The organism is Prosthecobacter sp. (assembly GCF_034366625.1).
Classification (GTDB): Bacteria; Verrucomicrobiota; Verrucomicrobiia; order Verrucomicrobiales; family Verrucomicrobiaceae; genus Prosthecobacter.
Map to the genome: position 1 here is coordinate 34,412 of NZ_JAXMIH010000023.1, position 15,435 is coordinate 49,846.

Annotated in this window: 11 protein-coding genes; 4 read left to right on the plus strand and 7 right to left on the minus strand. The window is 60.9% G+C overall.

Going from position 1 to position 15,435, the window contains the following annotated elements; translation table 11 throughout:
• Positions 1–18: 18 nt before the first annotated feature.
• Positions 19–618 (plus strand): hypothetical protein, encoded by a 600-nt coding sequence (locus U1A53_RS20810; RefSeq protein ID WP_322283777.1) that lies wholly within the window; start codon positions 19–21, stop codon positions 616–618.
• A 210-nt stretch (positions 619–828) separates the two neighbouring features.
• On the plus strand, positions 829–975 hold the full coding sequence (locus tag U1A53_RS20815) for a hypothetical protein (RefSeq protein WP_322283778.1): 147 nt from the start codon (positions 829–831) through the stop codon (positions 973–975).
• Positions 976–1,006: 31 nt separating this feature from the next.
• Here the strand turns inward: U1A53_RS20815 and U1A53_RS20820 are convergent, their stop codons facing one another.
• Positions 1,007–2,212, minus strand: coding sequence for a homoserine O-acetyltransferase (locus U1A53_RS20820; RefSeq protein ID WP_322283779.1), 1,206 nt, complete (start codon positions 2,210–2,212; stop codon positions 1,007–1,009).
• A gap of 207 nt (positions 2,213–2,419) precedes the next feature.
• Here U1A53_RS20820 and U1A53_RS20825 point away from each other — a divergent pair, with 207 nt between their 5' ends.
• The gene (locus U1A53_RS20825) at positions 2,420–3,358 is read left to right on the plus strand and encodes a polymer-forming cytoskeletal protein (RefSeq protein ID WP_322283780.1); all 939 of its coding nucleotides are present in this window, start codon (positions 2,420–2,422) and stop codon (positions 3,356–3,358) included.
• A 51-nt stretch (positions 3,359–3,409) separates the two neighbouring features.
• Entirely contained in the window at positions 3,410–5,185 is a 1,776-nt protein-coding gene (locus tag U1A53_RS20830) for a hypothetical protein (protein WP_322283781.1), read from the plus strand.
• Positions 5,186–5,189: 4 nt separating this feature from the next.
• On the opposite strand, the gene U1A53_RS20835 is transcribed toward U1A53_RS20830, so the two are convergent.
• The 6 genes from U1A53_RS20835 to U1A53_RS20860 all read right to left on the minus strand — a co-directional run bounded on the left by U1A53_RS20835 (position 5,190) and on the right by U1A53_RS20860 (position 15,418).
• On the minus strand, positions 5,190–5,984 hold the full coding sequence (locus tag U1A53_RS20835) for an alpha/beta hydrolase-fold protein (RefSeq protein ID WP_322283782.1): 795 nt from the start codon (positions 5,982–5,984) through the stop codon (positions 5,190–5,192).
• Positions 5,981–7,387, minus strand: coding sequence for a DUF1501 domain-containing protein (locus U1A53_RS20840; RefSeq protein WP_322283783.1), 1,407 nt, complete (start codon positions 7,385–7,387; stop codon positions 5,981–5,983). The genes U1A53_RS20835 and U1A53_RS20840 overlap by 4 nt, the downstream gene beginning before the upstream one ends.
• Positions 7,384–9,909, minus strand: a complete 2,526-nt coding sequence (locus U1A53_RS20845; RefSeq protein WP_322283784.1) for a c-type cytochrome — start codon at positions 9,907–9,909, stop codon at positions 7,384–7,386. Before U1A53_RS20845 ends, U1A53_RS20840 begins: the two co-directional genes overlap by 4 nt.
• A 104-nt stretch (positions 9,910–10,013) precedes the next feature.
• On the minus strand, positions 10,014–10,949 hold the full coding sequence (locus U1A53_RS20850) for a DUF6807 family protein (RefSeq protein WP_322283785.1): 936 nt from the start codon (positions 10,947–10,949) through the stop codon (positions 10,014–10,016).
• Positions 10,946–12,364 (minus strand): DUF1501 domain-containing protein, encoded by a 1,419-nt coding sequence (locus tag U1A53_RS20855; protein ID WP_322283786.1) that lies wholly within the window; start codon positions 12,362–12,364, stop codon positions 10,946–10,948. Before U1A53_RS20855 ends, U1A53_RS20850 begins: the two co-directional genes overlap by 4 nt.
• Before the next feature lie 3 nt (positions 12,365–12,367).
• Positions 12,368–15,418 carry a PSD1 and planctomycete cytochrome C domain-containing protein gene (locus U1A53_RS20860; protein ID WP_322283787.1) on the minus strand — a complete coding sequence of 1,017 codons (3,051 nt, stop codon included), beginning with the start codon at positions 15,416–15,418 and terminating at the stop codon, positions 12,368–12,370.
• Positions 15,419–15,435: the final 17 nt, after the last annotated feature.

Genomic DNA, 15,435 nt, shown 5'->3' on the forward strand with positions numbered 1-15,435 from the left:
CATACTAACCTAACCACCATGCACTTTATTCAATTGCTACAACTAAGAGTTCTCCGGAAAATCTTCATCGGGACTATTTTTTCCCTCGGCCTGGGCAGTTTTTTAGTTGGTTGTCGTCCCAAAGATAACCCTGATTCGTCAGCGACAGACCATGCTAAAAAGGCGTCGATTACCAAGGCACCTCGAAATGATGCAAGGGAAAACTTACTTGCTAAAGCAGTTGGTGCAGTTCCCATCTTGTCTTCCAAGGAGAAATCAGCTCTGAAACGCTTCGCGGATGGCAATCGAAAGTTCATCGTGAAAAAAGACATCATCGGAATAGAGCCAGAAGGAAAAATAATTTGGGCGAGTTTCGACAAACACGAGTTGCCAGAGATACTCAAGGAGACATCGCCATCCAATCAGGTAGAAGTGGAAAAAATCGCACGAACTACGCTACAGGCGGTTTTATACGCTTACAAGATCCATCGGAAAGAGATCAAACACGAAGCGTGGAAAGAAGACCCCATTCTTCATGCGCTCTTGCGCTTTGAGCCCGGTATTGCAAGTCAGCATACACCATTCATTCTCGAACACATGCTGATGGTGATCGACGACTTGGACGAGATTTGTCGCTGAATTCACTCAAACAGACGCCTGGCATTCTATGCACGGCACCGGGGGCAGGCCAGGAGGATCCCGCGCTGCATGAACTGCTCCGGTTTCAACCGGGACATGCAAGCAAGCACACTCAGTTCATCCTTGATCACATGCTGTTTGTTCTCGATGATCTAGACGAGATTTGTCGCTGAACCCGGCGACAAAAGCACGCGCCGCTGCAGGGGCAAGATGCCCGCATTATGTACCCCGCGTTGTGGCTGCATGCTGCCGGTGTGGTGCTGGACGGTGATGCAGTGGACCAGCCTGCTGTTTGAACTGGATGCTCCGATGCTGTTCTGCGTGCGGAAGCTGCGGCCCATCGCCTTTGTAGTGTGAAGTATGAATTCTTTTGGATGCATTCCTTTGATCACTCCACCTCAGGCACCGGCCGATCGACGGAGCTTTTGTTCCAGCGGCCGTCGAGGGTGAAGGAGAGATGGGGGGTGTAGAGCTGGGGTTCGAGCAGGAAGGAGTCGTGGCCTTTGTCGGAGTGCACGGTGATGTGCATGTTCGAGACCTCGGCTTTCTCGAGATGGCTGACGAGCTCCGCCTGCTCCTCGGGGTAGAAGCAGAAGTCGCTGTCGATGCTGAAGACGAGGTAGTGCTGCCCAGCGGCGGCGCTGCGCTCGAAGAGCGCGGCATACGATGACACCCCGGCATCGCGCAACGGGTCGAAGCGCAGCCACATGTCGGCGATGCGCAGGTAGGTGTTGGCATCGAAGCGCTTCACGAATTTTTTGCCCTGATGCAGCATGTAGCTCTCGACGTTGTGCTGCACGCGATACCACGAGAGCGTGTCGCCGCCATGCTTCAAATCCTGCCGCGCCCGGCGCTCGATGGTGTCGAGGTGGACAAAGGTCTTGTGGCTGATCATGCGGGCGAGGGCGAGGCCGTATTCCGGTGCTTCGCCTTGATAATAATCGCCGCCTTTGAAGTGCGGATCGTTTTCGATGGCGAGCACCTGCTCGAACAACGTGAGACGTGTGAGCACCGTGGTGCGGCAGCCGCTGGCAATGGGAACAACCAGCTTCACACGCTCCGGGTACAGTGTGGCGAGATTGATGGCGAGCAGACCGCCGACGGAGGAACCCATGACGGCGTGCAGCGTCTGGATGCCGAGATGATCGAGCAGGGCGAGGTGTGAGTTCACGACATCACTGGTGCGCACCGCCGGGAAACTGCTGCCGTAGGGCTTACCGGTGGCGGGATTGAGCGACGCCGGGCCGCTGGTGCCGTAGCAGCCGCCGAGGTAGTTCGCGCAGATGATGAAGTAACGGTTGGTGTCGAGCGCCTTGTCGGGGCCGATGAAGAGATCCCACCAGCCGGTGTGGCAGTCCTCCGTCCAGCGTTCATCCGTGCCGGCGACTTCCTTCGTGATGCCCGCGGCGTGCTGGCTGCCGGAGAGCGCGTGGAACAGCAGGATGGCGTTTGATTTGGCGGCGTTCAGCTTCCCGTAGGTCTCGTAAGCCACCGTGATGCCGGGCAGTTGGTCGCCGGAGGCGAACACGAACGGTTCTTTCGCGCTTCCGGTGTGGAAAAACTTGGTTTCTTCTGATTTGGCGGCCTTCGACATGTGGAGCGGAAGAAACAGGGTTTTGGAGATGCGGCAAGGGCGATCACCGGATGGCTGGATGAATGGAGTGGCGGAGGCGTGGAGGCGTGAAGTGAAGGAGTATTGGATGGATGGAGAAATGGATGGTTGGGCCTCGCCGCGAATGTGCTTTGGTACGACCAACCCAGCCCATCAGTACTCCATCTCTTCAGTTCCGCCCCCCACCCGATGCTCGATCCTTTCGTCACTCTCGAAGAAGCTGGTTTCTCGCTGCGGCAGAGCGGCGGCGTGGACCGGCTGGGCGGGTGGTCGCCAGAACTGCTCGCGAGCCTGGACTGGGCGCGTCTGTCCGAACTGGCGCGCGCGATTGCGGCGGAGGCGGGCTGTGAGCTGGCCAGATCATGTGTTATGCCGGACGGGGCGGTGCTGTTTGGCATGATCGAGCAGCCAAAGTCATCGAAACCACGGCGGGCGATGGTCAAGATCGCTCCGTGGAACGAGTGGGGCGCCACGCCGGAGACGGTGCAGCGTTTTGCGCAGGAGGTGCGCACCGCGCGCGACACCCGTGGTGTTTTGATCGCACCGGCAGGCTTCAGCCCTGCCGCGCTGCGCATGGCGCAGGAACTTCGCATCGAGGCGGTGGATGCGGCGGGATTGGAGGCTGCAGTGCGTGCGCTGCCGGGGAACAAGAGCGATTTTCTCTTCGTCGTCACCACAGCGGGTGACTTTTCCACGCCATCGTGTCCGGTCTGCACGAAAAAACTCCGCCGCATCGAGCAGGAGACCCTGGAACTGCCCTCACGCACGATCGACATGGACGGGCTCATCGCTGATTTCGTGGTCTGTGACCGCCTTGAAGTGGCCGCAGGTTGTGAGGTCACATTTTTGCAGGAGGTGCGGGCGCGCACGATCACGATTTCCGGCCATGCCTCGGGTGATTTTGTGTGCGAAGGGCCGGTGATGTTGGAGGCCGGCGGCACGCTCTCAGGCACAGTGGCGGCACGTTCGCTGGTGGTGCGTGATGGTGGAGAACTGCTGGGGCAGTTTCGTATTCTGGAGGGCAAGCTTGGCTCCTTTGTGAAACCTTCGGTGCGCTGGCACTGGCGTTGTGCGGGCACGGAGGGCAGGCACGAGTGCGCCGGGGTGATCTTTGAGCCGCATCAGTGAGGCATGAGATCGTTCTTGGCACGCAGGCTCTGACTGTGGAATGTAGCCGCCATGTCTCCCAATTCCTCCGGCCCCGGCGCGCTGCTTCGACTGGTATTTTATGCCGCCGCCCTCGTCATGGCGCTGCTGCATGTGTTTGTGACGTTTCGCGGCCTGAGCAGCGCGGAGGGCATGAACCAGGCGCAGCTCGCACGGCAGATCGCTCGCACGGGCTCGTATCAGACGCATGTCGTGCAGCCGTACGCCTGGGCGCAGATGGAGTCGGCACAGAAGAAGCCGCTGCCGCTCGCGATGCCGGAGACCGTGCAGACACCGCTGCAGCCGCTGCTCTGGTCAGTGGCGTTTCGCTTCATGAAGCCATGGCAGGTTTATGATCCGGTCGAAGGCGGGGCGGTTTTTCTGCTGGACCGCGTGATCGCCTGCTTCGGCGTCACATGGTATCTCCTGACGATTTTTTTCACGCATGGAGCGGCACGGCGGTTGTTTGACGAGCAAGTCGCGGCCATCACCGCCATTGCCCTGCTGGTATGCGAGCCCGCGTGGGAGCTGATGGTCAGCGGATCGCCACGGGCGATGCTGGTCCCGCTGTTTGCGCTCGCCTTCCGCCTGTATGCCTCGGCGGCGGGTCGTGCGGCGGAGAATCGCGGCACGCTGCTGATCCAGGCACTGCTCGGCATGGTATGCGCACTCATGGTGCTCACGCATTGGATGGCACTGTGGATCGTGCTGGGCATACTGATCGGTGTGGCGGCGTTTTTGCCGCGTGGTCGTGCGGGTGTGATCGTGGTGGCGCTGTTCCCGGCACTGGTGCTCGTGGCCTGGGGCTGGTGGAATGCACAGCTCTGTGGCGATCCGTTGGGAGGCATCAAGGCCTTGTTTCAGGCGCAATCATCTGCCGTGGCGCATGATTCACTGCTGCGTGATTTCTCGCCCTCAGTGCCGCTGCTTCAGGTGGATGACCTGCTGCGTCGCGTTGGTCTCGGCTGGCAGGATCAGTTTGCGCTGCTCATCGCGCACCTCGGCTATGTCGTGCCTGCGTTGATGTTTTTCCTCGCGCTCTTGCATCGCTTCCGCAAGGCGGACGCCGCCTCGGCGCGCTGGATGCTGGCGGTTGTTTTTGTCCTGGTGGCGCTCGGCATGGGCCTCCTCGGCCTGGTTGACAAGGAGAAGGACGACAACGCCCTCTACATCGTGCTCATGCCTGCGATGAGCACCTTTGGCGCGGCGATGCTGGTGGTGCTGTGGTCGCGTTTTCAAATCAGTGGCGAATTCATGGCGCGCTGGGGCGCCCCGATGGTCGCGTTGATCATCACGGCGCTGCCGATGGCGGTGAACCTGCCCGTGCTGATGAAGTTTGGCCTCACCATGGGCGGCAAGATCCCGCCGCACTGGCCGCCGTTCCTGCCGGAACGCGCCTACATCCTGCGCCTGCTCATGGAAAAGGATGAGTTCGTCATTTCCGACTCGCCCGCCTTCGTCGCCTGGTATGGCGATGTGCCCTGCGTGAACCTCTCCACCCAGCGTGCGGACTACGAACTCATGAAGACGAAGGCCGAGGAACGGGGCGTGAAGCTCGCAGGTTTCGTCATGACGCCTGTTTCCGCCAAGGTCGAGCGCATCACCGATGTCTATACCGGTCCGTATTCCGAATGGCGCGATCTCGTCATCCGTGGCCCCATGCTCGCCTTCGATCGCGATTTCTCCCCCAGCCCGGAGTTTCCCTTCAAAATTCCGATCCCGCTCGTTGGTCTGCCGGTTGGTGAAAAAGAGCACCTGAGCCTGCCGATGGTCTTCTACACCGACAAGGCGCGGACGATTCGGAAATAGCGCGTCAGACCTTCAGACACGCCCTGAAAAACCGCAGCGTGTCCGCGAGATGCGCATGCCAGTAGTCCCAGGTGTGGCCGCCGGGAAACTCCTCATACACATGCGGAATGCCCGCCGCCTCCAAATCGCGATGCAGCGTGCGGTTGTGCTCGATCAAGGCATCCTCGGTGCCACAGTCGAAGCGGAGATGCGGCAGGCGCTGGCTCAGTTTCGCGCAATCAATCACGGCAAGCGGCTCAATGTCGGTTAGATCGAACTCGGTCATCGTTTCCTCCACGAACCCCTGCATCTGCGTCACATTCGTGATGCTGCTGTGCGCGCTGATGCCGGCGAATTTCTTCGGATGCAGCACGCCGAGCCGCAATGCTCCGTAACCACCCATCGACAGCCCGCTGATGAAGCGTGGTGTGTCCTTGCACCTCGTATCGACCGCCGCCGCCGCTTCCGGCACTTCATCCACGATCCAGCTCGCATAATCGGCATCACGATGCCGCAAGTAGCCCGATCCATCGCCCCACAAACCGTCCGATGGCATCGCCAGCATCATCGGCGGCAGGTTTTCCTCCTTGATGAGGCGGTCCAGCACGCGATGCGCGCCGCCCTTGAACAACCAGGCCCAGTGACTGCCATACACACCGTGCAGCAGGACCACCAGTGGCAGCTTCCCTGCTTTCACATCCGGCGGCACATAGAAACTGATGTCCACACGCCGCCGCAATGCCGCTGACTTCACGGTGACGTGAAGCATGCCGCCGCCGAACAAAGCTGTGTCGGAAATCTCAATGGTGCGGAAACTCATGCGAGGATGTCCTTGATCACCTTCGCGCCTTCCACGCCGCTCAGCCTCGCATCCAAGCCCTGGAATTTGAAGCTGAAGGCGTCGTGCTTGATGCCCATCTGATGCAGCATGGTCGCGTGCAGGTCATGCACGGTGGTGATCTTCTCCACCGCCGCGTAGCCGAGGTCGTCGGTGGCGCCGTGGACGATGCCACCCTGGATGCCAGCGCCCGCCATCCACACGGACATCGCTTTGTTGTGATGATCGCGCCCGCTGCCGCCTTGCGACATCGGGGTGCGGCCGAATTCGCCGGCCCAGACGATAAGCGTCTCGTCCAACATGCCGCGTTGTTTGAGATCGGTGATGAGCGCCATGCACGCGCGGTCGATTTCCTTCGCCTTGAGCGCCACGCCGTCCTTCACGCCGCCGTGGTGGTCCCAGTCTTTGTGGTAGAGCTGGATGAAGCGCGTGCCGCGCTCGGCGAGACGACGTGCGAGCAGGCAGTTTGAGGCGAAGGAGCCGTCTCCAGGCTGGCAGCCGTAGAGTTCGAGTGTTTTGGCACCTTCAGCGCTCACATCCATCAAATCCGGCACACTGGCCTGCATCTGGAAGGCCATCTCATACTGCGCGATGCGTGTGGCGATCTCGGGATCATCGACGAGCGCGTCGTGCTGCTTGTTGAGTGCGTTGATCGCCGCCACATCGGCTCCTTGGCGATCACGCGTGACGCCGCCGGGATTCGTGAGATACAACACGGGATCACCTTTGGCGCGAAGCTGCACGCCTTGATACTTCGAAGGCAAAAAGCCGCTGCTCCACTGCCGCGCGGCGATGGGCTGGTTCTGTCCGCCTTGGCCCAGCGAGGTCAGCACGACGAAGCCCGGCAGATCGGCTGCCTCGGTGCCGAGTCCATAGGTGATCCACGAACCCATGCTCGGCCTGCCCGCGATTTGCGAACCGGTGTTCATGAACATGTGCGCGGGATCATGATTGATCGCGTCGGTGGTCATGCTGCGGATGAGGCAGATGTCGTCGATCACGCTGCCGATCTGCGGAAACAGCTCGCAGATCTCGACTTGGTTCTTCCCGAACTTCGCGAACTTGTGCTGCGGCCCGAAGCAGTTCAGCGGCTTGCCTTGAAGCTGCGCGAGCTGCTGCCCCTTCGTGAACGACTCCGGCATCGGCTTGCCATCCATCTCCGCGAGCTTCGGCTTCGGATCAAACGTCTCCAAATGCGATGGTCCTCCCGCCATCGTGAGCCAGATCACACGTTTCGCCTTCTGTGGCAGCGGTAGTGTGCCGAGAACACCACGCATCGGTGCTGCCATGGCTGGCTTCATCAACGAAGCGAGCGCGACGGCTCCGAGCCCCTGGGATGCTCTGCCGAGAAAAGCGCGACGATGGAGTGGTGTGAGTGTGTTCATGGCTTCTTGGAACTCGGTTTCTTGCCGAGATTTTTCAGTTCTTCTTCGGTCCACATCATCATGCGGCCTTTGTTGGCCTCGCGGATGTCGGTGACGGCTTTCGTTTCGACGGGCGAGCCGTTATGTTCCCACTCACGGCGGAGGTAGGTGAGCACGCCGGCGATGTCTTCGTCTGTGAGCTGCGGCAGCGGCGGCATGGCGAGGTTGTAGGTGCGGCCGCTGACCTTTACGGGACCGGCGAGTCCATGCATGACGATGCGGGCGAGGATGTCGGGCTTGCCGAGCACCCATTCGCTATCGACGAGCGGCGGGGCAAGGCCGTCGAGGCCAAAACCATGCGGCTGATGGCAGGCGGCGCAGAGGGTGGCGTAAACGGTTTTGCCTTTCTCAAACAGAGCCGTCTGCGCCTCGGTGAGCGGCACGATGACGGGTGGTTTGGGTGCTCCAGGTTTGCCGGGCCAGGCGAGGCTGGCCTCGACGCTGGCGAAGAGTTTTGCGCTCGTCTTGTCGCTCATCGCGGACTTGAGTGTCTTCAGTGATGCAGGCGCGGCATCGAGCCAGAGGAGCTTTGGAGGCGTCTTGGATTTGGGATCACCGCTGGTGGCGAGACCTTTGATGGCGGCGACTTGCATCGCTCCGGCCTGCGGCTGCGCGGCGGCGAGATCGAGCAGCTCTTCAAACGGCCCAGCCTTGCCCGCCTGCGCGACGAGCGCGGCCAGCGACTCGATCACGGGCATGATTTGCGCGCCGTTGTCTTTCGAGAGCTGCGCTGCGAGCACTTTGACAAACGCTGCCTCTTTGCCGCGTAATCCGGTGAGCGCGCCTTCGCGGATGAGGGCGTTTTTGCCGTTGCTGGCGAGCAGTTTCGCCACGGCGGCATCGGCGTCGGGAAGATTGAGCGAGGTGAGCTTGATGGAGAGATGCGCGAGCACGAGCGGTTGTTTCTCCGTCGTCATGGCGAACAAATCAGGCGCCATGTCACGCGGGGCGATGCGCACGGCGGCGGCGCGCACTTGGGTGTCTTTGTCGGTTAAAATGGGGCGCAGCAGGTCCGGTGTGATTGCAGCGAGGCCATCGAGCGTCCACAGCGCGTGCAGTCGGGCGAGTGCGTGCTCATGTTTCAGCATCTCTTTGAGTGCGGGCACTGCGGAGGCATCGCCAGACTCGACGATGAGGCGCTGCGCGGTGTCGCGCACCCAGCCGTTCTCGTGGGTTAGCATTTTCACTTCTTTGCTGACCTTCACGACTGGCGGGCGCTCTTTCGTGTCCGGCACGATGCGCCAGATGCGGCCTTGATTGAAGGGCTGATGGAGTTTCCGCGCCTCGATGTTCGCGATGAGGTAATGCGTGAGGAAGCTCTGGTGCTGGATGATGCCGCGATACATGTCCACGAGGTAGAGCGCGCCGTCGGGGCCGTTCGCGGCCTGCACGGGGCGGAAGCGCTCGTCGGTGGAGGTGAGGAATTCTTTGGCCTTCGCGGTGTTCGTGGCCTTCGGGATGCCATCGGTCTCGCTCATGGTGAAGCGCTTCACCAAGTTCGCGCAAGGCTCGGGCACGAAGGCGTTGCCGCGATACGCGGCGGGGAAGGCATCGCCACGATAAATGAGCGCACCGCAGGTGCCGGTGGGCCTCGTCAGCTTGCCGTCGGCGCTCAATGTTTTCGCGTCATAACCACGATTCACGCCGGGCGTGGGATGCGATGGATACAGCGTCTGATCGGCGGCAAGCTTCGCATTGATGCTGGCAGCGGTGCGCAGCAGCGGATTCTTCGTGAAAGCCTCCGTGGGCAGCAAATCGGCGCGCAGCATGTCGGAGTTGTAGTTGAAGTAGAGCCTGCCGAAGTCGTCCTGGCAAAGCCCCCACTGACCGCGACCGAGGCCGGTGTCCTTCATCCACACGCCGCCGCGAAGCTTGAAGCGCGTGGCGTAGCCCGCGCTCCAGATCGCGTTGTCCATCGCCCACACGGGCGTGTTCGCCATGTGCTCGGGCTGACCACCGAGCGTGCCGTAGTCGGTGGCGACAATGTCCTTCACGTCCGCCTTGCCATCGCCATCCGTGTCTTTGCAGAAGAACAAGTTCGGCGGCACGGCGATCAAGGCACCGCCGTTCACAGCCAGCACCGCACGCGGCATCACGACGTTGTCGAGGAACGCCGTCGCCTTGTCCATGCGCCCGTCGCCATCGGTGTCTTCGAGCAGCGAAACACGGCCTGTCGGCTGCTTTTCATCCGTTCCCGGAAGATCGCGCATGTAGCCGCGCATCTCGACGACGTAGAGCCTGCCCTGGTCATCAAAGCTCATCGCCACCGGAGCCTCGATCATCGGCTCAGCAGCCACCAACTCGACACGGAAGCCTTTTTCGACCGCGAAAGTCTTCATCTCCTCCTCCGGCGAAAGCGGGGCCGGCGGTGGTAGCTTGAACTTCAACTCCACCTTCTCCGGCCCGGCGTTCTTTTGGTGAACAGCGATGACAGGCAAGGCGAGGGCAAAAAGCGAGAGGCAGGTGAGGAATGTGGCGCGCATGGGGGGAGGGAAATGGTCAAGGCTATGCCGGTCAAGGAGTCAAGAGGTCAAGAAGGTCGCTGGCACGATACTTGACCCCGCCTTGACCATCTTGACCAGAATCGTCATTTCTTCGGCTTCGCCGCTTTGCGCTCGGAAGCATTGATGGTGATCGCCGGTGTCGGATCGCTTTTGCCAGCGAAAGTGTTCCAAGCTTGCTGAAACACCGCCGCATCACGCACATCGCCTTCTGCGATCAGCCATTGGTAGCGGAGCTTGAACGGAGCCTCGGCGGTGGCTTTGCCCTTTGGGAACATGCCAAAGCGTCCGTAGTCGCGGTAGGCGGAGGTGGCGGTGTCTTTCGGGTTGTCGGGATGATTCAGGATGACGACGGTGAAGGTCTTGCCCTCGATGGTAAAGACCTCGGCGGCCCAGGGCAGGTCTTTGACTTTGTGCGCGTCGATTTTCTCGCCTGGGAAGATGTAGGTCGTGCTTTGCGTGTCCACGAGTTCGCTCGGGCGAAACTGCGCACCGGCGTGCTCGGGGTCGCCACTGATGTCCGCCTCGCCGCTGACGGTTTTGATGGCGCTGTTCATCTCGATGCCGAGGTAGAAGGGCTTTGCGGGCGTGGTGAAGGTGAAGCGGCGTTCTTCGGTGAGGAAGGGCGCGGTGGTGTCGCCCTGCCAGTCGATGTGCGCGGTGAAGGCGTTGTCGCCGGGCGTGACCTTCGTCACGACCTGATCGCCACCCTTCATGTGCCAGCGGTCATACGATTTGCCGCCGTAGGCGATCTTGCTGAAGCCGAGGAAGATGCCGCGATGATGCGTGTAAGCGAAGCCGGGACCTTTCGTCAAGCGCGTGGCGCCGCTGGCATCAAAGACGTGCAGATACGGCTTGTAGGTGTCGTGGTGCTTCTCCGGCGTGCTGAGATCATTCGCCATCATGAGCTTGGCGACGACTTTGTCGCCGTTGGCGACAGCGACGTGGTCTTTGTCCGCAACAGTTATGTCGAAGGCTTGTGCGTGAAACGCGAGGGCGAGGAATAGCAGGGTGTTTTTCATGAGAGGATGGTCTTGATGACTTTTGCTCCTTCGACGCCCGTCAGCTTTGCATCAAGGCCTTGAAACTTGAAACTGAAGGCGTCGTGCTGGATGCCGAGCTGGTGCAGCATCGTGGCGTGGAGGTCGTGGACGGTGGTGATGTTTTCCTGGGCGGCGTAGCCGAGATCATCGGTGCTGCCGTAAGTGATGCCGCGCTGCACTCCGGCGCCAGCGAGCCACATGGACATGGCTTTGTTGTGGTGATCGCGGCCGATGGGGCCTTTGTTGCCTTGCGCCATCGGGGTGCGGCCAAATTCGCCACTGAAGACGATGAGCGTGTCGTCAAACATGCCGCGCTGCTTCAGATCAGTGATGAGCGCCATGCAGGCGCGATCAACTTCTTTGGCGCGGAGCGGCAATTCTTCGCGGAGCAGGCTGTGGTGGTCCCAATCGCGATGGTAGAGCTGGATGAAGCGTGTGCCGCGTTCGGCCAAACGGCGGGCGAGCAAGCAATTCGACGCGAAGGAGCCGTCGCCGGGTTGGCAGCCGTAGAGTTCGAGTGTTTTGGTGCCTTCGGCGCTCACGTCCATCAAATCGGGCACGCTGGCCTGCATCTGGAAGGCCATCTCATACTGCGCGATGCGTGTGGCGATCTCAGGATCATCGCAAAGCGAGGCGTGTTGTTTGTTCAGCGCATTGATTGCGGCCACGTCCGCGCCTTGTCGATCACGCGTGATGCCGTTCGGGCTGGTGAGATACAAAACAGGATCGCCCTGCGAGCGAAGCTGCACGCCTTGGAACTTCGACGGCAAGAAGCCGCTGCTCCACTGTCGCGCGGAGATGGGCTGCGGGTTGCGGCCTTTGCCGGTGGAGTTTAGCACGACGAAGCCAGGCAGATCTTCCGCCTCGCTGCCGAGTCCATAGGTCACCCATGAGCCCATGCTGGGCCGTCCGGCGATCTGCGTGCCGGTGTTCATGAACATGTGCGCCGGATCGTGATTGATCGCGTCCGTGGTCATCGAGCGCACGAGGCAGATGTCATCGGCGACGCTGCCAATGTGCGGCAGCAACTCGGAAAGTTCCATCTGGCACTTTCCATACTTCTGGAAGCGAAACATCGGTCCCTTGCACACGAGTTTCTGCCCCTGAAGCTGCGCGAGCTGCTGTCCCTTCGTAAACGACCCTGGCATCGGCTTGCCGTCCATCTCCGCGAGCTTCGGTTTGTAGTCGAACAACTCCAATTGCGACGGTCCACCTGCCATTGTGAGCCAGATGACGCGTTTCGCCTTCTGTGGAAAAGGGAAGGTGCCGAGCACGCCCCGTGAGGCTGCGCGAAGAAGCCCCGGGCTCATCAACGATGCCAGTGCCACTCCGCCGAGTCCTTGAGTCGCGCGGCCAAGAAAGGCGCGGCGAGTTTGAGCAGTGATCGAATTCATGGCTCAGCTCCGCGTGATTGTTTCGTGCAGATTGATCAGCACACGCGCGACGTGCGTCCAGGCGGCGAGTTCGCTCTTGTTCAGATTTACAGGTGTGGGAGCCGCGCCGGTTTTGAGCAGAGCTTCGGCAGCGGCGGGGTCTTGGGTGTAGTCGGCGAGGTGTTTCTCAAACAAGGCGGAGATCGTTTTCATCTCGTCAACGCTCGGTTGGCGCTGCAATGCTTGCTGGCAGGCCCAATTGATGCGTTTCGTGGCATCGCCGTTGCATTCGGTGAGGATGCGGGCGGCGAAGGCGCGGGCGGCTTCGACATACGTTGGATCATTCAACAGCACCAAGGCTTGCTGCGGGATGTTGGAGCGATTGCGCTCGGCGGTGCATTCTTCGCGGCTGGGGGCGTCGAAGGCGACCAGCGACGGATGCAGGAAGCTACGCTGCCACCAGGTGTACATGCCGCGGCGATACAAGCTTTCGCCGCTGTCGTTCTGCCACTCGCGCACTGGGAAGTTCAGGTTCTCCCAGTATTTGGCAGGCTGGTAGGGCTTCACGCTGGGGCCGCCGATTTTTGGCACGAGCAGGCCGGAGATGGCGAGGGCGTTGTCGCGCACGATTTCGGCATCAAGGCGGAAGGTGCTCTGGCGCGCGCATTCGCGGTTGTAAGGATCGGCGGCGGTGAGTTCCTTCGTGGAGGTGCTGACTTGCTTGTAAGTGTCACTGCTCACGATGACGCGCACCATGTGCTGGAAGTCCCAGCCGCTGTCCATGAACTCGCAGGCGAGCCAGTCGAGCAGCGCAGGATTCACCGGCGGCTCGCCTTGCGCGCCGAGATCATCGAGCACCTTGCTCAAACCGGTGCCGAAGAATTGCTTCCACAGGCGATTCATCACGGTGCGGGCGGTGAGCGGGTTTTCTTTGGAAACGAGCCATTGTGCTAGATCGAGGCGCGTGAGGTCGCGGCCGTCGATTTTTGGTTTCGGCAAATAGCCGGGTAGCGATGCCTTCACGACTTCGCCGCTTTCATTCATCCAATCACCACGCGGCAGAATGCGCACGGTGCGTTTCGCTGTGTCGCTGATGGAGACGATGCACTTCGGCGCGTTGACCTCGAAGTCGGCCTTCTCTTTCTCGACGGTGGCGAGTTTGGTGCGCAGGTCGCTGAGTTCAGGAGCGATCTGCTTGAAGGCGGCTTCGAGTTTTTGTTTCTGCACAGGCGCACGTTTCTCCGGCGTGACTTTGAGGATGTCGGCGATCTCTTTGGCGGGCAGCGAAGTGGCTGGAGCGCGGAGAGGCTTCGGCGAATTGGTGGTGTTGAGGCGGAGATTGGCGATCTCATGATTCTCGCCATAGGCAAAGGTGAGCGCGATGGTCACCGTCGTGTCCGCATCGGCAATCGGCTCGGCGAGTTCGAGGTAGAGCGATTGATCCGCGCCCGTGGCTCCGAGCACACCCCAGCCATTGTCTTTCTTGTCCGCGATGCCGTCGATGACGCTCGCAGCGGCAAGTTTTGGCTGTTCAAACGTGGCGCTGGCATGCGAGACGGCGAGCTTCGCCGGTTTGTTCTTCCTACCAGCGGAAAGGGCGACTTCGCTCAGCACGAAGTTGCCATTCGAGGCGAGGCCGATGCCGGGCGATTTGTCTTTCAACGCGTCAATGCGGATGCCGGTGATGCCCTGAGGAACCTTCGCCGTGATCGTGTAGGTTTCGGTGCCGTCGTTCTGCTGCCGCTCCACGCGCTTCTTATCAATGCTGCCGCGCACGATGCCGTCCTTGTCGGCCTTGAGCGCAACGTTTTTCTTCGCTGACGCGGAGGTGAGCGGCTTCAAAGGCTGCCACGAACCGCTGGTGATGACGGCTTCCAGCGCCTGCTTTTCCCAAGCAGCCTGCGCTGCCGCGAGATCGGGGCGCGGCTTGGCAAACTCTGCCTGCAAGGCGGCGAGACGCTTGGCGATGTCCGCCTGCTTCTTTTCGGCTTCGGCATCAAGCACCATCATGCCGGTCTCACGGCGGCCGATGAGCGGCTCTTTGATGTCGGCGAAGAAGGCGCCGAGTGCATAGAAGTCGCGCTGATTGAAGGGATCAAACTTGTGATCGTGACACTGCGCGCAACCCGTCGTCTGTCCCATCCAGGCGTTGCCGATAGCGCGAACGCGGTCGGTGAGCATGCGCTGCTCGTAGTCCTTTGCCTGTGCACCGCCTTCCTCGGTGCTGAGGATGAGCCGGTTGAAGGCGGAGCCGACTTTGGTCTCCTGATTCGTATCGGGCATCAGGTCGCCCGCGATCTGCTCGATCGTGAAGCGGTCGAAGCGCTTGTTCGTGTTGAAGGCTTTGATGACGTAATCGCGGTAAGGCCAGACGTTGTGCGAATTGTCGCTGTGGTAGCCGATGGTGTCCGCAAAGCGCACCACATCGAGCCAGCCGATGGCCATGCGCTCACCGTAGTGCGGGTTCTTGAGCACGCGATCCACCATCTGCGCGTAGGCGTCGGGCGTGGTGTCCTTTTCAAACGCCGCCACTTCCTCCGGCGTCGGTGGCAGGCCGAGCAGATCGAAATACACACGGCGGATCAACGTGCGCTTGTCCGCCTGCGGCGACGGCTTGAGTCCGATCTCCGCGAGACGCTTCTGCACCAGCACATCCACGCCGTTCTTGCCCGCCGGGATCGCCGCCTTCACCGGTTTTTCATAAGCCCAGTGCTGCTGATAGCCCGCGCCCTGCTCGATCCACTTCTTGAGAATGTCCTTCTGCCGCTGCGTGAGCTTCTTGTGCGTGTCCGGCGGGGGCATGAGATCGTCTTCGTCATCGGTGAGAATGCGGGCGACGAGTTCGCTGTCCTTCACCTCGCCCGGCACAAAAGCCTTCGCCGTGATGGCCTCCGCACGGATGTCGAGCCGCAGATCGGCCTCGCGATGCTTCGGATCATTGCCGTGGCAGTAGAAGCAGTTGTCCGACAAAATCGGTCGCACATCACGGTTGAACTCGATCTTTGCCGGCACCGGCGGTTCGGCGGCGCTGACGCTGATAGTGGCGAAAGCGGTGAAGAGGAGGGTTTTGTTCATAAAATTAGGGGCCAAGA